The organism is Rhodococcus sp. WY5 (genome assembly GCF_018588185.1).
In the GTDB taxonomy this organism is placed as follows: Bacteria; Actinomycetota; Actinomycetes; order Mycobacteriales; family Mycobacteriaceae; genus Rhodococcus_F; species Rhodococcus_F qingshengii.
Genome location: NZ_JAAMPR010000004.1, coordinates 43075 through 68013, shown reverse-complemented (window position 1 = coordinate 68013; position 24939 = coordinate 43075). Strand labels below are relative to the sequence as shown.

At 61.2% G+C, this 24939-nt stretch carries 16 protein-coding genes and 5 pseudogenes; 10 read left to right on the top strand and 11 right to left on the bottom strand.

Going from position 1 to position 24939, the window contains the following annotated elements; translation table 11 throughout:
• Window positions 1–62: 62 nt before the first annotated feature.
• Complete coding sequence (locus G4D79_RS32075) at window positions 63–230, bottom strand: hypothetical protein (protein ID WP_155419211.1); 168 nt, start codon at window positions 228–230, stop codon at window positions 63–65.
• A 195-nt stretch (window positions 231–425) separates the two neighbouring features.
• On the bottom strand, window positions 426–2441 hold the full coding sequence (locus G4D79_RS32070) for a heavy metal translocating P-type ATPase (RefSeq protein WP_047270622.1): 2016 nt from the start codon (window positions 2439–2441) through the stop codon (window positions 426–428).
• A 101-nt stretch (window positions 2442–2542) separates the two neighbouring features.
• On the opposite strand from G4D79_RS32070, the gene G4D79_RS32065 reads away from it, so the two are divergent.
• From G4D79_RS32065 to ccsA, 7 genes and pseudogenes are all read left to right on the top strand, one after another.
• Complete coding sequence (locus G4D79_RS32065) at window positions 2543–2905, top strand: helix-turn-helix transcriptional regulator (RefSeq protein WP_047270658.1); 363 nt, start codon at window positions 2543–2545, stop codon at window positions 2903–2905.
• A gap of 250 nt (window positions 2906–3155) precedes the next feature.
• Window positions 3156–4007: a hypothetical protein gene (locus G4D79_RS32060; RefSeq protein ID WP_052959930.1), complete on the top strand. Its 852-nt coding sequence runs from the start codon at window positions 3156–3158 to the stop codon at window positions 4005–4007.
• 255 nt (window positions 4008–4262) lie between these two features.
• Window positions 4263–5885 carry an NlpC/P60 family protein gene (locus G4D79_RS32055; RefSeq protein WP_081377629.1) on the top strand — a complete coding sequence of 541 codons (1623 nt, stop codon included), beginning with the start codon at window positions 4263–4265 and terminating at the stop codon, window positions 5883–5885.
• A 132-nt stretch (window positions 5886–6017) separates the two neighbouring features.
• Window positions 6018–6706: pseudogene (locus G4D79_RS32050) on the top strand (cbb3-type cytochrome c oxidase subunit I); the annotation flags it as partial.
• Between the two features lie 205 nt (window positions 6707–6911).
• Window positions 6912–8088 (top strand): annotated as a pseudogene (locus G4D79_RS32045) (IS3 family transposase).
• 314 nt (window positions 8089–8402) lie between these two features.
• Window positions 8403–8879 (top strand): hypothetical protein, encoded by a 477-nt coding sequence (locus tag G4D79_RS32040; protein ID WP_047270626.1) that lies wholly within the window; start codon window positions 8403–8405, stop codon window positions 8877–8879.
• A 115-nt stretch (window positions 8880–8994) separates the two neighbouring features.
• A pseudogene (gene ccsA, locus G4D79_RS32035) lies at window positions 8995–9171 on the top strand (cytochrome c biogenesis protein CcsA); the annotation flags it as partial.
• 755 nt (window positions 9172–9926) lie between these two features.
• On the opposite strand, the gene G4D79_RS32030 reads toward ccsA, so the two are convergent.
• The 8 genes and pseudogenes from G4D79_RS32030 to G4D79_RS31995 form a co-directional block, all read right to left on the bottom strand.
• Window positions 9927–10613 (bottom strand): DUF305 domain-containing protein, encoded by a 687-nt coding sequence (locus G4D79_RS32030; RefSeq protein ID WP_047270628.1) that lies wholly within the window; start codon window positions 10611–10613, stop codon window positions 9927–9929.
• Window positions 10614–10651: 38 nt separating this feature from the next.
• Complete coding sequence (locus G4D79_RS32025) at window positions 10652–13114, bottom strand: cation-translocating P-type ATPase (RefSeq protein ID WP_058228111.1); 2463 nt, start codon at window positions 13112–13114, stop codon at window positions 10652–10654.
• A 363-nt stretch (window positions 13115–13477) separates the two neighbouring features.
• Window positions 13478–13990: pseudogene (locus G4D79_RS32020) on the bottom strand (HAD-IC family P-type ATPase); the annotation flags it as partial.
• Between the two features lie 17 nt (window positions 13991–14007).
• The gene (locus G4D79_RS32015) at window positions 14008–15114 is read right to left on the bottom strand and encodes an IS110 family transposase (protein ID WP_082920510.1); all 1107 of its coding nucleotides are present in this window, start codon (window positions 15112–15114) and stop codon (window positions 14008–14010) included.
• Window positions 15115–15394: 280 nt separating this feature from the next.
• Window positions 15395–17194 (bottom strand): annotated as a pseudogene (locus G4D79_RS32010) (heavy metal translocating P-type ATPase); the annotation flags it as partial.
• Between the two features lie 48 nt (window positions 17195–17242).
• Window positions 17243–17470, bottom strand: coding sequence for a heavy-metal-associated domain-containing protein (locus tag G4D79_RS32005; RefSeq protein WP_030537788.1), 228 nt, complete (start codon window positions 17468–17470; stop codon window positions 17243–17245).
• A 514-nt stretch (window positions 17471–17984) separates the two neighbouring features.
• On the bottom strand, window positions 17985–19568 hold the full coding sequence (locus tag G4D79_RS32000) for a multicopper oxidase family protein (RefSeq protein WP_030537787.1): 1584 nt from the start codon (window positions 19566–19568) through the stop codon (window positions 17985–17987).
• 81 nt (window positions 19569–19649) lie between these two features.
• Window positions 19650–19919 carry an SHOCT domain-containing protein gene (locus tag G4D79_RS31995; RefSeq protein WP_030537786.1) on the bottom strand — a complete coding sequence of 90 codons (270 nt, stop codon included), beginning with the start codon at window positions 19917–19919 and terminating at the stop codon, window positions 19650–19652.
• Between the two features lie 140 nt (window positions 19920–20059).
• On the opposite strand from G4D79_RS31995, the gene G4D79_RS31990 reads away from it, so the two are divergent.
• Together G4D79_RS31990 and G4D79_RS31985 are read left to right on the top strand one after the other, a co-directional pair.
• Window positions 20060–20818, top strand: a complete 759-nt coding sequence (locus G4D79_RS31990; RefSeq protein WP_030537785.1) for a response regulator transcription factor — start codon at window positions 20060–20062, stop codon at window positions 20816–20818.
• Complete coding sequence (locus G4D79_RS31985) at window positions 20815–21996, top strand: ATP-binding protein (RefSeq protein WP_030537784.1); 1182 nt, start codon at window positions 20815–20817, stop codon at window positions 21994–21996. Before G4D79_RS31990 ends, G4D79_RS31985 begins: the two co-directional genes overlap by 4 nt.
• A gap of 149 nt (window positions 21997–22145) precedes the next feature.
• Here the strand turns inward: G4D79_RS31985 and G4D79_RS31980 are convergent, their stop codons facing one another.
• Complete coding sequence (locus G4D79_RS31980; RefSeq protein ID WP_030537783.1) at window positions 22146–22910, bottom strand: acyl-[acyl-carrier-protein] thioesterase; 765 nt, start codon at window positions 22908–22910, stop codon at window positions 22146–22148.
• Window positions 22911–23496: 586 nt separating this feature from the next.
• Here G4D79_RS31980 and G4D79_RS31975 point away from each other — a divergent pair.
• Window positions 23497–24726 carry a prolipoprotein diacylglyceryl transferase family protein gene (locus tag G4D79_RS31975; RefSeq protein ID WP_051720982.1) on the top strand — a complete coding sequence of 410 codons (1230 nt, stop codon included), beginning with the start codon at window positions 23497–23499 and terminating at the stop codon, window positions 24724–24726.
• Window positions 24727–24939: the final 213 nt, after the last annotated feature.

Here is a 24939-nt window from a genome sequence, read left to right as displayed (position 1 = left end):
GGTTGCGAGATGAGATGCAGCACGAGTGTATCGGCGGTGAGCATGGTCGATGCCGTGCCGGGCTACTGTGCGGCGTTCTCCGAATTGAGTCGACTGATCTCCGCGCGCATGCGTCGCATCGGTCGGTCAACTCGGCTCTTTCTCTCGTTGCCCGCGGTCATCAGTCCAATTATGGCGGCCATTCCTGCTGGAATTCCGAGAACTACGACGAGGAACGGCGCCAAGCTCATGGAGTTCTCCTATGCTCGGATCGAGCGGTCTGGGACAGTGTCGATCAACAACCTACTATCGTCAATAGTAGATTGCTCATGGCGGGTGGTCCATTGACGGCGTCCCGCGGCAAAACTCGCGGGTTCCCTTCGCCACTACGTAGCGCGCAGGCAATCGAAGGCGGACGACCTTTGCTTGGGAGATGTACCTCTTCTCTAGATGGATCGAGCCCGGCGCCACCCGAGGTTGCCTGTCTCGTAGCGCCACGCGCGTTGGGAAAGTAGTCGCATTCCGTTGAGTCCGACGATGACGGTGGAGCCTTCGTGTCCGGCGACGCCGAGGGGTAACGGTAAGTGCCCGAACAGGTCCCACAGGACGAGGGTGGTGATGAAGGTGGCGGCGATCGCGAGGTTGGCGATCACGATGCGCCGGGCACGGCGTGAGAGGGCGATCACGCGCGCGATGGTGGCGAGTTCGTCACGGACGATGACGGCGTCGGCGGTGTCGAGTGCGAGGTCGGATCCGGCGCGGCCCATGGCGATGCCGGTGTGCGCGGCGGCGAGTGCGGGGGCGTCGTTGACACCGTCACCGACCAGTAGCACTTTCGCGCCGCTGCGTTCGAGGTCGGCGACGGCGGTGACCTTGTCCTCGGGGAGGAGTCCGGCTCGCATGTCGGTGATCCCGACCTGTGCGGCGAGCGCAGCGGCGGCGCGGGGATTGTCGCCGGTCAGTAGAACCGGAGTGTGTCCGGTGAGGGTGGTCAGTTCGTCGACGACGTCGCGGGCGCCGTCGCGGAGTTGATCGGCCAGTCCGAGTACTCCGATCGGTGCGGCGTCGACAATCACCACGATCGCGGTCTTTCCGCCGGCTTCCATTTCGGCGGCCGCAGACATCGCTTGCGCCGTGGCACGGTCCGCGATCGCGGCCGACGCCGCTGGAAGCAGGTGTGCGGGGCTGCCGACCTGAATCCGGCGACCGTTCAGGCGTGCTCGCACTCCCCGGCCGGGGGCGGAGTCGAACTCTTCGACAGGGGGCACCTGCAACCCGCGTTGGCGGGCAGCGGCGACGACCGCGTCAGCGAGCGGGTGCTCACTGGGATGCTCGGCCGCGGCGGCGAACGTGAGCAGCTCGTCGGCGGCGAGGTTCGCCCCGCTCATCGGCCGGATGTCCGTCAGGGCCGGGGACCCCTTGGTGAGGGTTCCGGTTTTGTCGAATGCGACGGTGGTGACCGAACCGAGCTGCTCCATCACGACGGCGGATTTGACCAACACGCCGTTGCGGCCGGCGTTGGCCATCGCCGCCAGTAGCGGCGGCATCGTGGCCAGCACGACTGCGCACGGGGAGGCGACGATCATGAACGTCATCGCTCGCAGCAGCGACGGTTGCAGGGCGCCGCCGAGCGCGAACGGGATGAAGAACACTGCGAGGGTCGCGGCCACGACTCCGACCGAGTAGTACTGCTCGACCTTCTCGATGAACAGCTGCGACTTCGCTTTGGTGGCGGACGCTTCTTCGACCATCGCCACGATCCGCGCGACGACCGTCTCCGATGCCGCGTGATCGATCCGGATTCGCAGAGTGCCGGTCCCGTTGAGGGTTCCGGCGAACACCTCGTCATCGCGATGTTTTGCCACTGGTAGGGGTTCTCCTGTGATCGAGGCCTGATCGACATCGCTGCTTCCGGAGATGATCCGGCCGTCGCCGCCGATCCGCTCGCCCGGCCGGACGACGATCACATCACCTGCCGTCAACGACGCCGCATCCACCATGGTTTCGTGCCCGTCAGGGCCGATGACGGTGGCACGTTCGGGAGCAAGATCGAGCAGGCTGCGCACCGAGTCGGCGGTGCGCTGGGTCAGGAATGCTTCCAACGCGCCGGAGGTGGCGAAGATGACGATCAGCAGGCCGCCGTCGAGGACCTGGCCGATCGCCGCGGCGCCGATCGCGGCGACGATCATGAGCAGGTCGACGTCGAGGGTTTTCTCTCGAAGCGCCTGCAAGCCCGCCAGTGCGGGCTCCCACCCGCCGGTGACGTAGCAGCCCAGATACAGCGTCCACCACAGCCAGGTCGGGGCACCGCCGAACTGAGCGGCAAGCCCGAGGACGAACAGCCCGGTCGCGATGGCTGCCCACCGCACTTCCGGGAGTGCGAACGGCCGGGTGCGGACGGCGGTTGCGGCCCGGGGCGCCGCGGGCTCGGTGTGTGGATCGCTGCGTACAGGGGTGGTCATGGCACGGCTTCCGGCTGGGGGCAGGGGGGTAGGAACGAACGCCACGATACAGGAAAACATGAAGACCTCTTCATGTAATCATGATGGGTAAGATGCTTCACATGGGTCACGGAGTCGAAGGCACGTCCACACCGCCCGCGCAGCTCGATGCGGAGTCGGCCGCGACGGTGGCTGCCACGTTGCAGGCGTTGGCGACGCCGAGTCGACTGCGGATGTTGACTCGGCTGCGGCACGGGGCGTGTTCTGTGGGTGACCTGGTGGAGGCGGTGGGGATGGAGCAGTCCGCTGTCTCGCATCAACTGCGACTGCTGCGTGCGATGGGGTTGGTGACGGGGACGCGGCAGGGCCGCAACGTCGTGTACAGCCTGTACGACAATCATGTGGCGATGCTTCTCGACGAAGCGGTCTATCACATCGAACATCTCGGGCTCGGAATCGCCGACGACCCGATCCCTGCCCTGTAAAGAGCTCACCCCATATGTGGCCAATCGACGCCGGAGTCCCTCGGCGGCGCGTCCGACGACCAGGTGATCAGTGCGTGCGGCGACACACTCGCTGAAGCTCATGCTGCAGTGGTGTTACCAACCTCGATCTACTCGCTGGGGCGAGATGAATGTGTTGATCAATCGGCAATCTCCTGATCGGGCTACCCTTCATTTCGACCCCTGACATCTCCTCCCTTGGTCGGTGGAACAAAGAAAGCGATCCAACCCGATGGATATTCGCAGTCTGCCTCGGTACATGACGGTGGCGGCTGTGGTCGCCGCCGCCGTGACATCACTCACGGCCTGCACGAACAGCGGTACCGATAGTGCGGAGCCTTCCCTTCAGTCATCGTCGAGCAAGGCCGGCGAACCCTCGGCAGTGATGAATGGGCTCGAGTCCAGCACCTCCGATATGGCGCTGATTACTGATGATTCGATGATTCCCGCCGGTCAAGCCACGACGTGGAGATTCCGAATCGACGATTCAGGGGGTGGCGCGGTAACCGAGTACGAGGCAGAGCAAGGCCAGCTCATGCATCTGTATTTCATTCGGGATGACTCGACGAGATTCGCGCATCTGCATCCGATCATGGCTGGCGACGGCACGTGGAGCGCCCCGATCTCAGGCCTCGTACCCGGGAGATACCGCGTATACGCCCAGTTTAGGGCTCTTAGCGGGAAAACCTCTGAAACGCAGGTGCTTTCGCAGCTGGTCACAGTTCCTGGGGAGGGGACTCCGGAAAGGCTTCCACACGCCATGCCGTCGACCTCGGTCGACGGCTACACGCTCACGGTCGCGGGGAAACTCACACCCGGCCAGTCGGGAGAGCTCACGGTGGACATTGCCGGAGGCGACGAGCAGGGATCCGACGTGCAGCGCTACGAGGGCGCCTATGTCCATGTCACTGCAATCCATGCACAGACTCTCGCCTTTGCTGATCTGACGCCACTGGACAGCGATCAGCGAGGTCCGGAATTCGATGTACCTGCGAAACTCTCGAAATCCGGCGACTGGCGACTGTTCATCGAGTTCCAGACAGGAGGCCAGTTGCACACCGCGGCGATCACCATCGCTCTGTAACGAACCTTCAGCAGGCGCAATGACAATCGGGATGTGCCCGCCGGCGCCTCGTGCGTGCACCCGACATTCCTGAGCAAGGCGGGGTGGCGATTCCACGCAGCGGGTGCGAACGGTCCCGAGGTCAGGAGCATTGCCGTTCTGGTCCAATCCGGTACGACAGCACGGTTAGCCGATCTGTGGTGCGCGAGGGAAACATGTGACGCTTTTTGTCATATGGGGCAGTTGATGATGTTTATCTACTATTGTCCTTAGTACATGGGTGTCGAGCGCAGTTTGAGTCGTCGAGGACGAGGGGTGTTTGTGAGGCAACGGAATCGACTCACGCATGCTCGCACGAGAGTCGCTCACGCCGTCCTTGGTCTGGCTCTCGCCGGATCGATCGTCGCAACCACTCCCGGTATCGCGATGGCGGTTCCGCCGCCGCCACCGAATCCGAGCGATACCGAGTTGCAACAGGCAGACTCACGCGTGGATCAAACTCTGGGCCGTATCGGCGATCTGATCAACGACGTTGCGTCGGCGAATGCGCAACTCGCTGAGATCGCCGCCCAGGTTGCGATCAAGCGGGAGGACGTGAACAAGGCGTTGGTGGACCTTCAGTCATCCCGTGATGTCGCGGTGGCCGCCACTGCTGCTGGGGCAGCTGCACGCACCGACATGGGAGTGGCTGGGCAGGCAATCGAGGTGGCGCAACAGCAGTTCGACGATTTCGTTGCCGCCAGCTACAGACAAGGCAGCACCGCCGGCTCGCTGACCGTCTTCCTCGGAAGCGACAGCCCCGACGATCTCTTGGCCAAAGCTGACCTGGTGCGGATGATTACGAAGAAGCACAACGCGGTCATGGACGAGCTTCAGCGCGCACGAACGGCGCGATCGAACACGGAGTCTGTGGCACGGGCGGCCCAGGCGACCGCCGACGCTGCTGCAGCCAGAGCAGAAGACAACAAAGCCCTCGCAATGGAAGCAATCCAGCGCGTGACGGATGCGCAGAAGTCGGCAACAGAGCAACAGGCAGTGGTCATGAAGGAGCGCGATTCCGCGCAAATCGAGTTGGAGGCAGCGAGAAACAGCGCGACGGGATTGCAGAACCAGCGTCAGGTCTACGACCAGTGGGATACTCAGCGCAGAGCAGAGGAAGCAGCTACCGCTGCGGCGATCGCCGCAGCGCAGCAAGCAGCATCGGAAGCTGCGACCCGGGTTGCTGCGGATCAAATTGCACGTGATCGCGCCGCGGACATTGCCAGCAGACAGCGTCCGCATACCCAGATCAGCGATGATTCCTCGGAGACGAAGGTGCCGTCGGTGACGACTACGCCGTCACCGTCTGCTGCTTCTACAAGGGCTCCCACGTCGGTGACGGCTACGCCGTCACCGCCTGCTTCTCCAACCAAGGCTCCGTCGGTTACGACGGAGCCCGGAGGTGGCGTGAGTGACGACGGTCAGAATTCGGTCACCGGTGACGGTGCCATCGAAACTGTCATCGACCGGGCAATGTCGCAACTCGGTGTCCGCTATTCGTGGGGAGGCGGAGACGCAAACGGGCCGACCGTCGGAATTCGTGACGGCGGAGTCGCGGACACTTTCGGTGATTTCGAAAATGCAGGCTTCGACTGTTCCGGAATCATGATCTATGCGTTTGCTGGTGTGGGAATCTCACTTCCGCACTACTCCGGGTACCAGTACACCGCGGGAAGGCAGGTTCCAGCCTCTCAGATGAAGCGAGGGGATCTGATCTTCTACGGGCCCAACGCAAGTCAGCACGAGGCGCTCTACCTTGGCAACAATCAGATGCTTGAATCCCCGCAGTCCGGCGATGTGGTCAAGGTTTCCCCGGTGCGTTGGGACGGCATGGTGCCCAATGTGACCAGGCTTCTCTAGCTCTTCTCCGTCGGCGGTACGGTTGGCTTCAGAGGTCGGCGAAAATCGTTGCGTACGTCTGTCTCCATAAGAGTTTCGCCGGGCGTGCGCGCGGACATGTGGGGATCGTGGGGTTGGCGTTATCGGGATTGGTGGAAGGGGCAATTGACTTTCGAGTCGCCGATGCTGTTCTCGATCAGTTTCTTGATCACCTTCTTAGTCGATGGTCTTTCGGAGGTGCTTCTGGCCAGACCACCGTTCGATTTTCAGGTCACCGACAGTTACTTCGGCGTGGCACATTTTCACTACGTGGTCTTCGGTACGGTTGTGTTCACCACGTACGCGCGGATCTACTTCTGGTTCCCTAAGATGACTGGCCGAGTGATGGATGAGTGGCTGGGCAAATGGCATTTCTAAGCGGCGTTCGCGGATTCCACATGACCTTCCTCGTGCAGCACTGGCTCGGCGTCGAGGGGATGCCGCGCCGCTAAGCGGATTACCTACCTTTGGACGACTTTGCGGTACTGAACTCCATCTCGACCGTAGAGTCCTTCGTCTTGGGTGCATTCACCATTCACCTTGCCGTTCATCTGGAACGTCTTCAGGAGCTACAGATTTGGTGAAGTCGTCACGGTCGACGATCCGTGGGGCAATGGCAATTCTCTCGAGTGGGCGACCAGCTGTCCGCCGCCACGCCACAACTTCACCGAGCCCCTATCCGCTCCGAGTGTCCGGCGTTCGAGATGCACCACCCACACATGGTGGAACGGATTCGGGCTGAAGCTCACACCGGAAGGTTCCATCCCACAACGAGCACACTGGCGGGAAACGGATCCGAGTGAGCCGTGTCGTCCGCAAACTACGTGTACGCAATATATGTCGCACGTATGACGGGAAGAAGTGAGGACACGAAGTCGCCATGAGTTCGTTCCCAATTTCGGTGATGACTGTGCCGGCGACGGATGAGACTGGCATGACCCCCATCAAGTGACCCGCAAGCTATGAGAATCCTTCCGCCCTGATCAAGGGCATGAAAGGCTGCAACTCATGGCTGGACGCAAACGGCACACGCCCGAACAGATCATCCGAAAACTGCGCCACGGCGACGAACTTGCCGCCACAGGCGCCGACGACGAGGAAATCGCCCGACAACTCGACGTCTCGGTGCCGACGCTCTACAACTGGCGCAAGCAGTATGGCGGCATGAAAGCCGACGACGCCAAAGAGTTCAAAGAACTCAAGAACGAGAACGCCCTGCTCAAGAAGCTCCTCGCCGAAGCCGAACTCGAAAAGGCTGCACTCAAGGAGATTGCTCGGAAAATTCTGGGTCAGGCCGTTCCGTCAACGGGTTGATTCCATTATCACTGGAAAATTCTGAGCCTGACCGCCAAACGAAACGCTGTCGTCATGCTCCAGGAAACGATGGGGCTCTCACAGCGTTTCGCCTGCAAAATCGTCGGGCAACCGCGATCCACCCAACGAAAAGCGCTTGCGAGAGACACCCCGGACGATCCGGACGCCGATCTGCGGAAGTGGTTGCGAGACTGGGCCAAAGCGAATGCCCGCAAGGGGTTTCGTCGGGCGTGGGCGGACTTGCGTGCCATGGGCTGGGTGATTAACAAAGAAGAAGGTTCAGCGTCTCTGGCGCGAGGAAGGGTTGCGGGTGAAGGTCCGCAAAATCCGCAAACGAGCCGACGCTTCGACCACCCCGATTGCCGAGGCACATGCACCGAAGGTGGTGTGGGCGATCGACTTCCAGTTCGACTTCACCACCGACGAACGGAAGTTCAAGATCGCGTCAATGGTGGACGAGCATTCGCGCCAGTCGGTGCTCAACATGGTCGAGGGATCCATCCCGGCAGAGGATCTCGTCGCCGCCCTGGAGAAAGTGTTCGCGCTCTGGGGCGGCCCGCCACAGGTGTTGCGGTGCGACAACGGACCCGAATTCATCTCCGAGGCGTTGCGGACGTTCTGCGAGGACCGACTGGGAATCGGATATGTTCCCCCTGGTCAGCCGTGGAAGAACGGCTACATCGAATCCTTCAACAACCGAGTCCGTGACGAATGCCTGAACATGAACGAGTTCCACAGCCTCCTCGAAGCCCGGGTGGTCATCGAGGACGGGAAGGAGGACTACAACACCCGACATCGGCATTCATCGCTGGCTTACCGCACTCCGAATGAGTACAGCTGCCAGCTGTATTCACACGCATTGATTCTCTGATAGCGAGTGGCTCACCAAACGGGGTCCTACCAAGACGACAGCCGCACTGACCGATTCGTTGTTACGCGAACTCTTACCGCGCTCACGTTTGTCGGTGCGGGCCTCGGTTGCCCTGCCTCGACGCTGCGCAAACTCCCGCTGTCCCGCGCATCGTATTCGATCGCCGTGGAGACTTCGCTTTCACACACGTGCACCTCGGTGATACCCCTGTCGGGTGGGATGCAAGTCGTTGAAGGATTGCCGTTTCCGGTCGTCTCATACAGTGAACTACTATCTCTTTTAGTAGTTCACTGTATGAGGGAGGGACATCGGCGATGACGAATTGGTCGCTCTGGCGTTGGATTACTGCGTCGGCAGGTGCGGTGGCAGCAGCGCTCATCGTCGGCGTCCCCACCGGGATAGTGCCGACTTCGTTCTACCAGCGGATGACTCCGGTGCTGTGGTGGAACTATCCGGTGTGGATCGCGAACGCGATATTGAGTGGATTGATACTCGCGACGTATGTGCGAACGCAATCCAGTTCTGCAGCACCCTCGCGCGTGGGCATTGGCAGCAATGCGCTGGCTCTGTTGGCCGTCGGCTGTCCGGTGTGCAACAAATTGGTGATCATGACTGTCGGTGTGACGGGTGCGTTGAATCTGTGGGCACCGATACAACCGGTCCTGGGGCTGATTTCACTGGCTTTGATGGCGGGCGCGTTTCGGCAGCGGTTGAAAGGTGAGCGGGCGTGCGGAGTGCGTACTTGTGTGTCGAAGGACTCGATCGGTACTGCGGTCCCCGAACGCTCCTAGTGCGCGATTGGATGTTGTCAAGAAGGATGGGACCCCAAGGAAACGGTCTCCTGTTGACGACGGTTGAAAACTAGTCCAGAAACGACGGGTGGTCTAGTTTTCAACCGTCGTTCACATCTCCTTCATCGCTTGGGTGATCTACGCCGCCTCTCTGCACGCGCGTGCTACTTCTGGTTGGCGCGATACCCGTGCCGCCTGGATAATCATTGCCGGTTTCGTCGCAATGCTGTTCAATCTCTTCATCATCAAGATGGATGTCTCCGGCCTCCATTCGTACGCGGGACTCAACTGAGAGCGAGCGGGTGAGAGTGGCGCGGGGGCATATGGATCAGGGGAGCCCCGCGCCTGCATGCCGGGGGAGTGGCGCAGCCATTCTGATGTGAGTGTGTGAACGTGGTGATCAAACTTGTCAATCATGCGCACTTCCTGCCCTTGCAAGGCGGAAGCCGTTGTGGCGCCGCGTCAGGGAGTTTCTTTTCCCGACATCCTGCGCGACACTCGAGTTCATCGTGTATCAGTGTCAACCTGATGTGGTCGCACCTGCTCAATACCGGCTGGCTTTCGAGTCGGTACGCCTCCGCGATCAACTCGGAGTCGGTCATCCCCCGCCGAACGTCCTGCATCATGACCTCCATGTCGTCTGTTCTCGTTTGCGTACCCGGCCTGTCCCTCGTTAATCGATGGGCTCGGTTTGCGCCTGGACCTGATTGATGCAAATAGATCGGTTCGGTTCAGGCGTGGGTTTTTGTGCACCCGTTCCTACCTCGTGCTGGTGGGTATCCCACGGAGCCTGACCAGAATGTTGAGCCCGACGAATGTGACCGCGCACGCAGGACGGCGCGTGCGGATCTCGGGATATCTTCGGGTGTAATTACCAAACCCTCCAACAAATGAGGTTGCCTCGATAGTGTTCGGTGTCCTCCGGGGTATTGACCTGTCGCCTAGAAGGCTCGGTGCCTCTGCCGAGGTCAATTGTCAAGCAGAGACACCGAGCCGCGTGCGCTCACATCCGACTGAAATCTGAGCAATGAACGCCGGAAGTCGTGATCACAGCGTGGCGAGAATGCCTTCCATCGTGGTGATTTCCTGGTTTTGCGCGCTGATGATGGTCTGCGCCATGGAGATAGCTTCGGGATACTGTCCGGAATCAACTTCAGTTTGCGCCATTGCGACAGCTCCGCGGTGATGGTCGATCATCTGAGCGAGGAACAGTTTCGCGGCATCGGTTCCCTGTGCATTCTGCAGCGCGGTCATGTCATCGGCGGACATCATCCCCTCCATCATTCCCGGCGTCATCCCCATGCTCTCTGAGGGCATCGGCATGTTCATGCTGGTAGAGGGTGTCATGCCTTCCATGCTGTGGGAGGTGGTCGGCATATTCATGCCAGAGGAGGACGAACTCTGTCCCCAGCTGGTCAACCAGGCCTGCAGCTGCTCGATTTCTGGGGCTTGCGCTGCCTTGATCTGTTCTGCCAACGTCGTCACTCGGGGGTCGATACCGTCTTTGGAGAGGAGCATGTCGCTCATCTGGACGGCCTGACTGTGATGCGGGATCATCTGCTCGGCGAATGTCACATCTGCCTGATTGTGAGTGCTCGCGTTCGCCGATGAACTGGATTCGGCACTCATTGACGTTGGCGTGGAGGTAGTTTCATCGGTATTGGAGCTGTTACATGCGGTGAGGACGAATAGTGCTGCAGTTGCTGCAGCACTGATTGCGAGGACCTTCTTCATATCGGGGAATCCCTTTCGCTGGGAGATCGGTTGTCGGGTCATGAGACGTTCTGTGAGGTGGACTTCGTAGTGCTGGGTGAAGGCCGGTGTTGATCTGGGGGAGAAGGGAGGCGTAGCCGCTTCAGCAGTAGTGCATTGACTGCGACGATGAAGCTGGACCCGGACATCGACAGCGCCGCGATCTCGGGGCGAAGTACAAGTCCGAGGGAGGGTTCGAAGACTCCAGCGGCGATGGGGAGGGCGATGACGTTGTACCCGACTGCCCATCCGAGGTTCTGTCTCATCTTGCGGAGGGTGCCTCGCCCGATTTGTAGAGCGACCGGTACGTCGAGTGGGTCCGACCGCATCAGCACGAGGTCCGCTGTTTCGATTGCGACGTCGGTACCTGCGCCGATGGCGATACCGAGGTCCGCTTGTGCGAGCGCGGGAGCATCGTTGACTCCGTCCCCGACCATCGCAACCTTTTTGCCGGCATTTTGCAGCTCGACGATCTTGGCGGCTTTGTCGCCGGGGAGCACTTCCGCGATGACGGTATCGATACCGAGCTGGCCCGCGATGCGCTGTGCGGTGGCTTCGTTGTCGCCGCTGAGCATGACGACTTCGACGCCCAAGTCGTGCAGCGCCGCCACTGCGGCGGCGGAAGTCTCTCGGACAGCGTCGGCGAGTGCGATCACCCCGACGCCCTGTCCGTCGACGGCAACGAGTACTGCTGTGCGCCCGCTGGCCGCGAGGTCGTCGCGTGTACCCATCAATGTGCCGAAGTCGACGTTTTCGGCGATCATCAGTTTGCGGTTGCCCACCGCCACTCGACGACCGTCCACCTCCGCAGCCGCACCATGACCTGGCACATTACGGAAATTTGTGAGGGGAAACTCCGGGGCGCCGCGTTCGGTCGCGTAGCGGACGATCGCGCCGGCGAGGGGGTGTTCGGACTCGCGTTCGACCGCCGCGACGAGGGAAAGGAGTTCATCGGTGCCGATACCGTCGACGACGACGTCGGTGACTTCGGGTTCACCCTTGGTGAGGGTGCCGGTCTTGTCCATCACTACCGTCTCGATGCGCGCCGAGGATTCCAGCGCGGTGGCATTTTTGAACAACACTCCTCGTTGAGCTCCGAGTCCGGTGCCGACCATGATGGCGGTGGGCGTGGCCAAACCGAGAGCGTCGGGGCAGGTGATGACAACGACGGTGATCGCGAACAGAAGCGCGGTCTGCACTCCTGCACCCGCCGCCCACCAGACGAGGAAGGTGCCGGTGCCGCCGATCAAAGCAACAAGGACGAGCCAGAACGCGGCCCGATCAGCGAACCGTTGCCCCGGCGCTTTCGAGTTCTGCGCTTCCTGGACCAACGCCACTATTTGGGACAGGGCGGTGTCGGCACCGACTTTGGTTGCTCGGACGCGAAGTGTGCCCGTCGTGTTGATGGAAGCCCCGATGACTGCGGATCCCGGTTCTTTGGATACGGGAAGGCTTTCCCCGGTCACCATTGACTCGTCGACTTCGGAAGTTCCGCTCTCGACCGTTCCATCGACAGGGACTTTGCCGCCTGGTCGGATCAGTAACAGGTCTCCGACGACAACGTCGGCGGTGGGAACTTCGACGGGTTCGCCGTCTCTCAACACGATTGCCAATGGCGGGGTCAGTTCGAGCAGTGTGCGAATCGCGTCGTTGGCTCCACCTCTGGCTCGCATCTCGAACCAATGTCCGAGCAGGACGAAAGCCGTCAGCACCGACGCGGCCTCGTAGAAGACCTCGCCGCCGCCGGTGAAGGTGACGGCGACGCTGTAGAGCCAACCCGCCCCGACGGCGACGGCAACGAGGACCATCATGTCGAGGGTGCGGGCCTTCAGAGCCCGATAAGCGCCGTCGAAAAAGATCCAGGCCGAGTAGAACACCACTGGCAAGCTCAGTATCAGGGTGAATACGTCGTCGCGGAGTCCGAACGGGGCGGGAACTGTGAATCCGAACATGTCGCGCCCCATCGGGGACCACAGCATGATCGGAATGGACAGAACGAGAGCGACGAGAAAGCGATTTCGCATGTCCCGGACCATGTCGTCCATCGACATTCCGGCGTGGGCGCCTCCGTGCCCCATCATGTCCTGTGCAGAGTGTTGAGCATGTGGTTCGTGCGCTGTGTGTTCGCCGTGAGGAGATTCGCCGGGGTGTTCGACCGGTGCGTCGGTTGATGTGTCGGCGTGGTCTGAATGAACGTGGTATTCAGAGGGCGTGGCGCTGGTGCTGTCGTTTGGTTCGGAGAGGGGGTCGCAGCTGTGGGAGGGCACTGATCGCCCTGCGCAGTGATAGCCGCAGTCCCGGATCCATTGGGACAGTTCGGGTATCGAGGTTGCAGCCGGGTCGTAGGTGACCGTGGCAGTTTGGTTGAGGACGTTGGCCTCAGCAGAGACGACGCCACGTCGGCGAAGGAGAGTTGATTCGACTGCGGCTTTCGATGTCGCCCACTGCAATCCTTGTACTTCGAGAACGGTGGTTCGATTCATCTCTGCGCCCTCTCGTTGTGACCGCCATTCTTGCGGCAGCGACTGTGCGGATACCTCGGTGGCATGTTCCCGTGTTGTGGCAGATCGTCGGCACCTCTGGGGCGTGATGTTGTGGGGTCCACGTGTGTCTCAATACTGAGCCTGCCGGTGGCGGATATGCCTTGGTTAGATGTTTGGTGAAGATTCGATGAAGGACCATGGTGTCCCAAGCAGTCGACGACTGCCCTCGTCCGTGATGGTGGTCGTCGTGAAGTGAAACCTTTGGATTCGTTGCGGGTGGACAGTGGGACCTCTCCCGCACATCGCGTCCGAAGAGTTCAGGGCAGACGGAAGGTCATCGGGGCAGTCGAATTCGGGATCAAATCAGTGATCGGAGCTTGTGGCATGACTGGTGAATCGTCGTAGGCGCAAACTGTTCGTGACGACGAAGATGGAGCTGAAAGCCATGGCAGCGCCGGCGATCAGCGGGTTCAACAACCCCAGCGCCGCCAGAGGCAACGCCGCCACGTTGTAGGCGAAGGCCCAGAAAAGGTTCCCTTTGATGGTTTTCAACGTCGAGCGCGACAGACGGATCGCATCTGCGGCGGAGCGCAGGTCGCCTCGGACAAGGGTGAGATCGGAGGCTTCGATGGCGACATCGCTGCCGGTGCCCATGGCCAGACCTAAGTCTGCTTGTGCCAGAGCAGCGGCGTCGTTGACACCGTCACCGACCATAGCGACTGTATACCCACGGCTTTGGAGGTCTTTGACGGCGCTTACTTTGTCCGCGGGCAAGACTTCGGCGATGACATCGGCGGCTTCGATCCCCACTTGTTTTGCGACGGCGACGGCGGCGCGAGCATTATCGCCGGTCAACAGGATGGGACGTAGTCCCAAGGATGCTCTCCTGAGAGTCAAGCTGCTTTTCGATGGTGTCGGGTGTTCGGGGTGATGGTCTGCGGTCCAGGGTTGAGGAGGTAGTAGACCTCGCGAGCCAGGTAGCGTTTCAGGCACCGAATGGTTTCCAGTTTCGAGTGGCCTTCGCTGGTTTTCTTCTCTACGTAGGCCTGGGTTTTCGGGTCGAGTCGAATGCGGCCGATGACGGCCAGATGCAAGGCTCGGTTGGCTTGGCGGTCACCGCCGCGATTGAGGCGGTGGCGTTGGGTCATGCCAGAAGATGCGGGTAGCGGCGCGACACCGCATAGCATCGCGAACGCGGCTTCGGATTTCATTCGATCGGAATTGTCGCCGGCGGTGACAAGCATTTGTCCGGCGACTTCGATACCGATTCCGACGCGCTCGAGTAGTTGAGGTGCGAGGGCTTTCACGATCGGGTTGATCAGTTCGTCGAGATCGGCGATCTCGTCGGTCAATTCGAGATAGCGGCGAGCCAGGGATTTCAGCGAAACCCGGTAGGCGGTCACAGGATCGGTAGCGTTCGAGACATCCGGCCGCCACGCGGCGAGGAGGCGTATCAGCTGCATCCGCGTCAGATCGCGGACCTGCTCGCGCAGCTCGTCGGGAGCGGAGATGATCGTCATCCGCAATAGTTGCAGCGCACTGCGCCGCTCTCGTACCGAATGGGCTCGGGTCACCCTCAACACACGAAGTGACTCGACGGCACCGTCTTTCGATTTCGGGGTGGTGGTGCGCCGGTTGGTTTTGGCTGCACGCGCTGCGTTAATGGCATCGAGGTCGTCGTTTTTGCCCTTACGGCGGCGGTCCGAGCGATCGGGGCGGTCCACCTCGAGTACCGTCACGCCGGCTTTCGCGAGGTGGCGGGTCAGCCCAGCTCCGTAGGAGCCAGTGCCCTCAATACCGATCCGGATCAGATTGCCGTACTCGCCGATCCAGGTCAGCATGGTTCGATACCCGTTTCGGGTGGTCGGAAAACTGCGAGTTCCGAGGACGTTGTCGTCGGTATCGATCACCGCGGCGACGTGCAGTTCTTTGTGGGTATCGACTCCGGCGAACACTTCCCGGTCTTGATCGAGATCGGCTTTGTCAGGCATCCTTGTCATGTCGCTTTCCTCTCCGTTGACCGATGAGCAAGGCGGCGCCGCGCATCGACCGAACCGGCGGACAAGACAGTGATGAGCACCTGGTGGTGCAGGCTCTCCTCAGGTCACCCCGACGGTGAGGCGTAGCGCCTCACCGGGGGTTCCCAGGAACCGACAAATCCAAGGAAAGACATACGATCGTCGATCGGAGTGCGGGTCAGGAACACTGGGAACTCCCGGCACCAGCATTCTCTCGTCTCCATGCGTTAACGGTCAGGAAATCCGAAAACACCGGCACAAACAGTCTCACTGTTCGGAATGCAGTGATGGCCTCTTTCGAGGTGTCCTTGACAGTGTCCGACACGACCACGATTCCGCGGATCGAACCGTCCCACGCAACCCACACCGGGGACTTTCCGTCGGCTTCCGCGTCGTGTGCGGCCACTTCCAGATTCTTGGGTGCGACGAGAGACCAGTCCTGCTCCAACCAGGTTCGCCGACCTATAGCAACGGCTCGGCCGTCTACGACACCGGAGACGCCTCGGCCGTCGTGGTTGGAGAAACCTTCGATTCTCGGCAACGGCCGGCCGTCAGCCCGAGCTGCAAGAGTGATGGCCTGCGCGATCGGGTGTTCGGAGCCGTCCTCCAACGCTCCTGCGACAAAAAGTAATTCGTCGATATTCTCGCCATCTGCGCCGACTGTCGAATCGACACTCATGCGCCCGGTGGTGACGGTCCCGGTCTTGTCGAGCACGATGGTGTCGACCTGACGGGTGGATTCGAGAACCTGGGGGCCTTTGATGAGAATCCCCAACTGGGCGCCGCGGCCCGTTCCGACCATCAGCGCCGTCGGTGTTGCCAACCCCAATGCACAGGGGCACGCGATGATCAGCACGGCAACGGCGGCGGTGAACGCCGTCACCATCGAGTGACCGGTCAAAAGCCACGCACCCAACGTCATCAGTGAGAGAACGATGACGACCGGGACGAAGATTCCGGAGATGCGGTCGGCGAGACGTTGGACCTGAGCCTTGCCGTTCTGTGCATCTTCGACCAGTCGTGCCATCTGAGCGAGCTGAGTGTCGGCGCCGATACGAGTTGCTCGAACGAGGAGTCGCCCTCCAGCGTTGACGGTGGCGCCGACAACGGCGTCGCCAGGGCGCACTTCGACTGGCACGGATTCGCCGGTCAGCATGGAGGCGTCCACCGCAGATGTGCCGTCGGTGACGATGCCGTCGGTCGCGATCTTTTCGCCGGGGCGTACGACGAAGATGTCACCGACCACCAATTGTTCGGTGGGAATTCGGATCTCGGTGTGTTCCCTCAACACCGCTACGTCTTTGGCTCCCATGTCCATCAGTGCGCGTAGGGCTGCACCCGACTGCTTCTTGGCGCGGGCTTCGAAATATCGCCCCGCCAGTATGAAGACGGTGACCGCAGCAGCGACTTCCAGATAGATGTGGTCCGCTCCGCCCTCCTGCTGTGGGAACAGGCTGAACTCCATCTTCATGCCGGCCATTCCGGCATGACCGAAGAACAACGCCCACAGTGACCACAGGTAGGCCGCCGACACCCCCACCGAGATCAGAGTGTCCATTGTTGCCGCGCCGTGTCGGGCATTCGTCAGTGCAGCGCGGTGGAAGGGGAGTGCGCCCCAGACGACGACGGGAGATGCGAGCGTCAAGGCCAGCCACTGCCAGTTCGTGAACTGCAATGGCGGGATCATCGACAATGCGACCACAGGCACAGTCAATGCGAGCGAGACGAGCAGTCGGGTCCGCAGTTGCGAAGCCTCGTCCTGGATTCGGGCGTCCACCCCGTCGGTAGTGCCGACCTCCCCGGACGAGCCCTTGGGGGCAGGCAAGGTGGCGGTGTATCCCGTTGCCTCGACGGTGGAGATCAAGTCTTCAGGTGCTACCGCACCCGTGAAATCGACCTTCGCCTTTTCGGTCGCGTAGTTCACTGTCGCGGTGACGCCGTCGATCTTGTTGAGCTTCTTTTCGATTCGCGCGGCGCAGGAGGCGCAGGTCATGCCGCCGATGACCAGTTCGACACTGTGTGCGGACTCGGCAGCGACGGTCGTGTTGTCCAGGGTGCTCATCAGATGTACCTCTCCTGACCTGCCTACGCTGGCGGTGTGGGCGCCCGGTCAGATGTTCGCGAGATGATAGTTGCCGGCTTCGTCGAGCGCGGCAGTTACTTGTTCCTCGGTCAGTGGCGCTGAAGCTGTGACGGTCACGGTGGAGACTCCTCCGGCGACGAGATCGATCTCGACCTCGCTCACTCCGGGGAGGGCGCGCAGCTCGTCCGTGACGGCGCCGACGCAATGCCCGCAGGTGAGGCCGGTGACCGCGAACGTGTTGTTGGTTGCAGACATGATGTCCTCCGTAGGGGTGGGCGCGGATGTCGTGGGTGATTTCTTCGTCGAGTTGCATCCACAGCCGCGTTGCGTCTTATCGAGTAGATTCGGCTGCGAGTTAGTCTGACCGCTCATGATTCCCTTCCCGTCTGGTACCCCAGGGGGGTACCTGTTTCTACTATACTCGCGTTAGGAGAAGGTGAGTCAAGGCTGCGCCTCGACTACTTCCGTCGGACATTTGGTCGGATTCTCCCTCGTGTATTCGCCCGCGCAGAGAACGTCGAATTTCGAGCGCCCGTGGAGTGTCGCCAGGTGTACACCGGAGCCATGGGCAGTTGCGCCGTTCGCGGGATTTCGATCCCAGTCCAGCGGCAGGGCAGAGGCCGGGGATTCCGGGACGCTGACCCGATGCCGGGGCGGCCACAATCTCACCTCGCCGAACGGGGTAGGAAGAGGCATCGAATGAGATGCCGGCCCAATCAGGTCGCGCCTCCCGTGCTGGTGTGATCGTGTGTTCGGACGTCTCCACGTGTCAGACGATGTAGCCCAAGCGGGTCATCATACCCGACTCCTGGTGATATCCGTTGTGGCAGTGGAGCATCCAGTCGCCCGGGTTGTCGGCGATGAGATCGACAGCGACAGATTCCATCGGACGAACGATGACTGTGTCCTTACGAGGGCCGACACCGCCGTCACCTTTGACCACTTGGAACGTATGCCCGTGCAGATGCATGGGATGCCACATCATCGTCATGTTGGTGAACGTGAGCCGGGCTCGGTCCCCTTCTTTGACGGTCAGAGGTTCGGTTTGGTCGTAGTTCCGACCGTTGATCGTCCATTGGTAGCTCATCATGTCCCCCCCGAGGTCTGCCACGAGATCGACACCGGTGCCATCGCTTCGCGGCAGAACGACACTTTCGGCTGCAGTGAACGACTCGACCGTGCCCACTCGACCTGCCAATTCCCGAGGGAGGAACGACGCGTCGGGCGCAGCGCCCGAGCCTGTACGCAGCAGCGTCCGAGCCTGAGCGTTCTTACCCTCGGCCGCGGCGACGAGCGGGAATACACCGTCCTTGACCGTGACGATCACGTCGTAGCGCTCACCCATGCCGAGGAGAAGCGCATCGACTTCTGTCGGTACGACCGGAAAACCGTCCGTATGGGTCACGGACATCACGTGATCGGCAAGGGCGACTCGAAAAGCGGTATCCGCACCCGCGTTGATGATGCGAATACGCACACGCTGACCGGGAGCGGCCGAGAAAGTTGTCGGTGCAGAAGCTATCCGCCCGTTGATCAGATAGTACGGATAGCTGACGTCACCCGCGTCCCCACCGAGCAGAGCGCTTGATTCTACCGAGTTAGGGCCACCCGAGGTGGCGGGCAGCGTGGTTTCGGCCGACCCGTGGTTCATTCCACCCATGCCAGGCATGTTGCCCATCCCGGATCCGCCCATCGAACCCATGCCGTTTCCGGACTGAAGGTCGGAGAGGATCTGTTGCGGACTCGTGCCGACTCCATCCGTCCAGTCGTCGAGAACCACGATCCATTCGGCGTCGTAGTCGACGGGCTCGCGGGGGTCGTCGACGACGATGGGGAGATACAGGCCGTAGTCGGTGTCGAGACCGACATGCGGGTGAGCCCAATACGTTCCCGAATGAGGTACTGAGAACCGGTATGTGAAGTTCTGCCCCGATTCGATGTTCGGGCTTGCCGGCATGGCGCCGTCCATGTCGTTGCGAAGCGCGATGCCGTGCCAATGCACCGATGTCTGATGATCGAGTCCGTTGTTGACGGTGATCGCCAACTCGTCACCGACATTCGCGCGAATCAACGGACCGGGAACACTGTCGCCGTATGCCAGAGTGCGCACCGTGATGCCGCCGAGATCGATATCGGCACCCTGCGGATTGAGCGTGTAGTCCACGGTGCGACCGGTATGCGGGCGCGCTGCCTCAGCGGACGTGATGGCATTCTTGTCGAACGGCGGGGGGTTCGGGTTGGACGATCCGCTGGTGGTGCATGCGGTCAACGCCAGGCCACCCGCCCCCGCCGCCGTGGCGGCGAGAAACGTACGTCGACTGAAAGCCGATCCTGTGAACGGCGCAATAGCCATGATTGTGATTGTCCTTGTCTAGTCGTTGTGGAGAAACGGAACTGATACGCCACCGAGCCCGGGGCGCGCGTGCGGCAGAGGTCAACGACTCTCGTGTCGACGAGAGGATCGATCCAAAGCTTCACTGCGGGAGCGATACTCGTCATCGTCGATCTCGCCGCGGGCGTAGCGCTCATCCAACAGATGCTGCGCATTCGTACCACGGAGTTCGCTGCGGGTACTGCGCCTGGGACGAAACAAAGCAAGTAGGGCCGCAATGACCAACCCCCAAAATGCGATCATCGCCAGCGCCATCAGAATCCAGCTGACCCAACCCATTCCATAACCCGAATTCTCGCTCCACCACATCATGTCCGTTCACTCTCCTCACCTTCGACAGTGCTCGCCGAACCCTCTGGGATCGGTGTGCTTTCTATGAAGATTCGCTGAAGAGGTGACCGCATACCGTGTATCGCGTGCGCAGCGGCGACTGAGCAGTCCACGATGGTGGCATGGACAGTACGTCAACACGGTCAACCGACGGGTACGCAGGTTTTCGGGCACTGGTCGTCGACGACGAACGCCCACTGGCCTCGATCATCTCGAGTTACCTCGAACGAGAGTCATTCGAGGTGAGTGTGGCCTACAACGGTTTCGACGCTCTCGCCCTGGCACGTGAGGTCGATCCTGATGTGGTGGTCCTCGATCTCGGGTTGCCCGGTATCGACGGCATCGAGGTATGCCGGGAACTTCGTACATTTTCGGATGCATACGTGGTGATGCTGACTGCTCGCAGTGAGGAAGTGGACACCATCGTCGGGCTTTCTGTCGGTGCCGATGATTACATGAGCAAGCCGTTCAGCCCCCGAGAGTTGGTAGCGAGGATCCGCGCGATGATGCGCAGACCCCGCAGCGGAGTCGCGCACGGTACAACTGCGAGAGCGGTAACCCGAGACGAGGAGAGTCCGCCAATGACGTTCGGGGTGCTCAGGATCGACGTTGCCGGGCGAGAGGTCTCGGTCGCCGAGAAACCGGTTCTGCTGACTCGGACGGAATTCGACGTGTTGGCGGCATTGGCCGCTCGGCCGGGGATGGCGTTCAGCCGTCGGCAACTGATCGAAGCAGTGTGGGGTCCTGCGTGGACGGGGAACGAACATCTTGTCGATGTTCATATCGGTCATCTGCGCCGCAAACTCGGCGATGATCCCGCCGCGCCTTTGTATGTCAATACCGTGCGCGGCATCGGGTACCGAATGGGTTCCGGAAAATGACTACCCTGGAAGAACTTTCGTCTCATCAGGGGCGTACCCGCCGAGGACTCGGTGTCGGCGTGCGTTTGTTGATGGCCCAAACGCTGGTCTTGGTGGCAGGAGCGGCCACCTCATGGGTCGTTGCAGTCACTGTCGGTCCGAGTTTGTTCCGCGAGCATCTGCGCCGCGCGGGCGTGCCTCCGATGTCTGAGGAGCAAATGCATGCCGAGCAGGCATATCGCTCGGCAACTGCGGTCTCGTTGTCCGTGGCGATCGGCGCAGCTGCGTTGTGCGCGCTGGCTGTGACCTGGTATCTCAGTCGTCGGCTGCAGCGGTCGGTGACTGCGGTGTCAACTGCCGCCACGGCAGTCTCGGCGGGAAACTACGCGGCCAGAGTCCCGCCGCCGCAGCTCGGTGACGACTTCGACGCACTTGCGACGGCCTTCAACGAAATGGCGGTCCGTCTCGAGTCTGCCGAGTCGATGCGTCGACGGTTGCTGGCAGATCTCGCGCACGAGATCCGGACGCCGGTAGCTGTTCTCGAAGCATTCATGGAAGCGCTCGAAGACGGAGTGGAAGCTCTCGATGATCACACCATTGCGATGCTCAGAGATCAGACCCGACGTCTGGCACGGTTTTCCGGCGACGTCTCGGCGCTGTCCGATGCCGAGACGAATCGAGCTGCAATCGAACCGACATGGACCAGACCTGAGGTACTGGTGAGCTCAGCGGTAGCGGCGCACGAAGAACGATACGACACGAAAGCAGTCATTCTGAGCGTGGACGTCCCCGGAAATCTGCCGTCGGTGTGGCTGGACCCGGAGCGCATAGGGCAAGTGTTGAGCAATCTGCTCGACAACGCACTGCGCCACAGTCGATCACAGAGCACAGTGAAGGTGCGGGGACGGGTGAAAGGGGATCGGTTCATCCTCACACTCACCGACGAAGGCGATGGAGTCGCCGCCGAGCACCTCCCCTATCTGTTCGAGCGTTTCTATCGCGCCGACGCAGCACGCGATCGTGCTCACGGAGGGGCAGGGATCGGACTGTCCATCGCGAAAGCACTCGTCGAAGCACACGGTGGACAGATCACCGCCGCGAGTGACGGAGCCGGGCAAGGCACCACCTTCGTTATCGCGTTGCCAGTACATCGTCCGAAAGGGCGGCACATCGACTGCCGGGGAACTGTCGATGCGTGACATTCGACGCGACATTCGAGGTAATGGAAACGCTCCGGGAACACCCACTCACCCCGCCGCTACCGGCACACCTGGTCAAGAACTCGTGAGGTGAACCGATCAATGACGATTCAAGAGACCAGAGCGCAGAGGTGACCCGGCCCGGGGACTTACACTTCGATCGCTGTGACGTAGGCACTCGCGCACACCGAACCCGAGACCAGGAACCAACTACTCAGGCTCTCCCCTGAACTGTGATACCGCACGGTCACGTCGTTTCCCGCGGTGATGGGAGAGCGATATTCGAGAATCGCTCGGTAGGGGAGTGGATTTCGGGGTCCGGCCCAATCTCTGATCAGGTCTTCGACAGGCTGCCAATACGTGGCGTTGTTGACGTGGTTGAACGGATCGATATCGCTCGATCGTAAGACGAATGTCGTTTCCTCCCCATCGCCCGGATGAGCGGTGTGCCAGGGTTTCCACTTCAATCGGTGATCGTTGGCGGTCGAACCGAGTCCGGCCATGAAACTCTCTTCGATCCTGGAAGGCATCCCGTTGACCGGATTGAGATTTATCCAGAATCCTTCGGTCTCGATCAAGCCGCCGCCGTCGGATTCGATGCGGACACGCATCGTGCACCACCTGCTCGACAACCCCGAGCACCATCTGCGCATGCGCACACGAGCCGGCCAGCTGACCGGACGAATGACATCGATGACTGTGCGGCGCACGACCCACACCGGGTGGGCAGCCGCTGCGCCGCTCGCATCGAGATCGTCGAAACCGATGTCCTGCAGATAACGTGCAACGCCATCGAGTCGCACCGTCCCGGAGACGTCGATATCTCCCGTCCGTACCGGCCGAGAGGTTTCGAACACCGCGCCATTGGTCGGCAAATCCACCAGGCGGTGGTTGCGCATCGCGTCAGCTTCCATTTTGCAGATCCCTTAGATGTGATTGTTCGCTTCGATACTTTGCACACCCTTGCTGCAACGTAGTGCGATCCCTACGCCCAGTCCCGCATCAGCCGCCGGGTCTGCCGCAGTCGTACCCAGTAGTCCGTGCCCGGTCTCCGAACATGGTGAACAAGGAGCCTATCCAGTCTCGCAAACTACTACACTGTCCGCGCGATTGCCGGTTGACGTTCGATGTCCTTTCCAGGTCCTTCTTGAGTGTGCCCAAGATCGTTGCGGCACCATGGAATTCCCATATTCCTCGGCTCGGCCTCGAAGCGCCTCGTCTCGCCGCAGTGCCCACCCGCGCGTTCGCGCTCGACCTCTACCTACTATCCAGGTTCGTAGTTCAGCTACTATCGACCTTAGTAGTTCGGTGGGCATCCGCGCCAACCGAGAGATTGGGGCGACGGTGAGCAAAAAATCAACCAAAACCCGCGCGAAACAGCGGTCTACGACGCAGAGTCGAGCCCGACGCGCCACGTCACCGAAGCGGAACCCCACTTCACGACCGCACGACGAAGTCGGCACAACACCCCGTGCTAGGCCCAGTCCGGCCGGTAGTGCCGTGGAAGAACTGGCCGCAGCGGCCGCAGCGGCGTATCTGAGTAAAGCAGCGCCGACGCCAGCCTCGGCCTTGGCTCAAGCACCGCCGGCGCCGGCCATCGCCGAAAAGGCGATGCCCACCAAGCCATCGGGCACTGAACGCGTTGCCCGGCCATTGGGTGACGACGAGTCGACCGCTGCAACGGAACTCGCTGCGCCCGGCGGTGGGTGCGCTGAAGCGTTCACGCAGATAGAACCACAGGGGCTCGCAGCAACGTACTGGGGAGAATCGCCCGAGGTTACTTCCGATCTGTCGATTCTGTTCCGAGGAGCCCGCAACAGCCCGGGCAGCGAACCGGAACGTTTCGAGAGGGTCACCCACGTCAACGGTGTTCCAGCGGGGGAACGCTTCGCGGTGACTGCGAGAATCCGCGGAATCGCCACTGGTAGTTGGACTGTCAGTGCCGAGCGCATCGAAACTCCGGACGACACCACCGGGCAGTTCGACATCGCAGCTCCGCAGACCGCCACGGCCTGGACTACCGCAGCGCCATTGGTGCACGGGCCCGGCGTGCGACTCTGGACGTGGCCGCTGTTGGTCGGTTTGGGTGCAGTGTTCGCCATCGTCATGCAGGCACTGCTCTTGACCCGTATGAGCGAGAACGCCACTGCGGCAGTTCTCATTTCGATCCTCGGCTGCCTTCTCGGCTACGTGGGTGCGAAGCTCTGGTACTTGGCACTTCACCGCCAGAGCCTTCGAAAATTCGTCTCTGCCGGCGCATGCATACAAGGATTTTTGGTGGTGTCGCTCGCGGTATTGGTGCTCGGCGGAGCAGCCTTCGGTCTGGGCGTCGGTGTGTTACTGGACATGACAACGCCCGGGTTGTTTCTCGGGATTGCGATCGGGCGCCCGGGATGCTTTTTGACAGGATGCTGTTCGGGTCGACCTACCAGGTCGAGATGGGGAATGTGGGCTTCGGACCGGACTCTCGCGGTGCGCCGAATCCCCGTGCAACTGATCGAAGCGTTCGCAGGCTTGATCATCGGCCTCGCGACACTGATTTTCGTCCTCTACGGCACCGAAACGCCCTATGACGGAGCAGTATTCGTTGTCGCCGCGGCTATCTACACGTGGGTCCGTCAAGGGTTGTTCCCCTATCGTGCGGACCCTCATACACGGCGCGGGCGGCTTCTGACCAGCGCGGCATGCGGAATTGTCATCGTCGCGACGATTCTGCTGGGCGTGGTGTGATCGTGACCCAGAGTAGTAGCCTTTTGCGCTTTTCTGCCGATGCCACGTGCGCAGAAGGTGAGTCTCACGAAAATTGGGATGGCCACGAATCAAGTTTCGCGCGGGATCTGGCCAATTCGATTGGCGCCGCGTTCGGTGCATGAGGCCGGTTCAGTTCGAGGAGGGGGTGAACCGGCCTTGAGCACTGGCCCCCTGCGGGCCGGACTCCTTGTT

Excerpts from the sequence above, each read along its gene's own strand:
- G4D79_RS32000 (WP_030537787.1), bottom strand. The coding sequence starts at position 19,568 with ATGGCTATTGCGCCGTTCACAGGATCGGCTTTCAGTCGACGTACGTTT.
- G4D79_RS32070 (WP_047270622.1), bottom strand. The coding sequence starts at position 2,441 with ATGACCACCCCTGTACGCAGCGATCCACACACCGAGCCCGCGGCGCCC.
- G4D79_RS32055 (WP_081377629.1), top strand. The coding sequence starts at position 4,263 with ATGGGTGTCGAGCGCAGTTTGAGTCGTCGAGGACGAGGGGTGTTTGTG.
- G4D79_RS32015 (WP_082920510.1), bottom strand. The coding sequence starts at position 15,114 with ATGACAAGGATGCCTGACAAAGCCGATCTCGATCAAGACCGGGAAGTG.
- G4D79_RS32060 (WP_052959930.1), top strand. The coding sequence starts at position 3,156 with ATGGATATTCGCAGTCTGCCTCGGTACATGACGGTGGCGGCTGTGGTC.
- G4D79_RS32040 (WP_047270626.1), top strand. The coding sequence starts at position 8,403 with ATGACGAATTGGTCGCTCTGGCGTTGGATTACTGCGTCGGCAGGTGCG.
- G4D79_RS32005 (WP_030537788.1), bottom strand. The coding sequence starts at position 17,470 with ATGTCTGCAACCAACAACACGTTCGCGGTCACCGGCCTCACCTGCGGG.
- G4D79_RS31985 (WP_030537784.1), top strand. The coding sequence starts at position 20,815 with ATGACTACCCTGGAAGAACTTTCGTCTCATCAGGGGCGTACCCGCCGA.
- G4D79_RS32025 (WP_058228111.1), bottom strand. The coding sequence starts at position 13,114 with ATGAATCGAACCACCGTTCTCGAAGTACAAGGATTGCAGTGGGCGACA.
- G4D79_RS31980 (WP_030537783.1), bottom strand. The coding sequence starts at position 22,910 with ATGGAAGCTGACGCGATGCGCAACCACCGCCTGGTGGATTTGCCGACC.
- G4D79_RS32075 (WP_155419211.1), bottom strand. The coding sequence starts at position 230 with ATGAGCTTGGCGCCGTTCCTCGTCGTAGTTCTCGGAATTCCAGCAGGA.
- G4D79_RS32065 (WP_047270658.1), top strand. The coding sequence starts at position 2,543 with ATGGGTCACGGAGTCGAAGGCACGTCCACACCGCCCGCGCAGCTCGAT.
- G4D79_RS32030 (WP_047270628.1), bottom strand. The coding sequence starts at position 10,613 with ATGAAGAAGGTCCTCGCAATCAGTGCTGCAGCAACTGCAGCACTATTC.
- G4D79_RS31995 (WP_030537786.1), bottom strand. The coding sequence starts at position 19,919 with ATGATGTGGTGGAGCGAGAATTCGGGTTATGGAATGGGTTGGGTCAGC.
- G4D79_RS31990 (WP_030537785.1), top strand. The coding sequence starts at position 20,060 with ATGGACAGTACGTCAACACGGTCAACCGACGGGTACGCAGGTTTTCGG.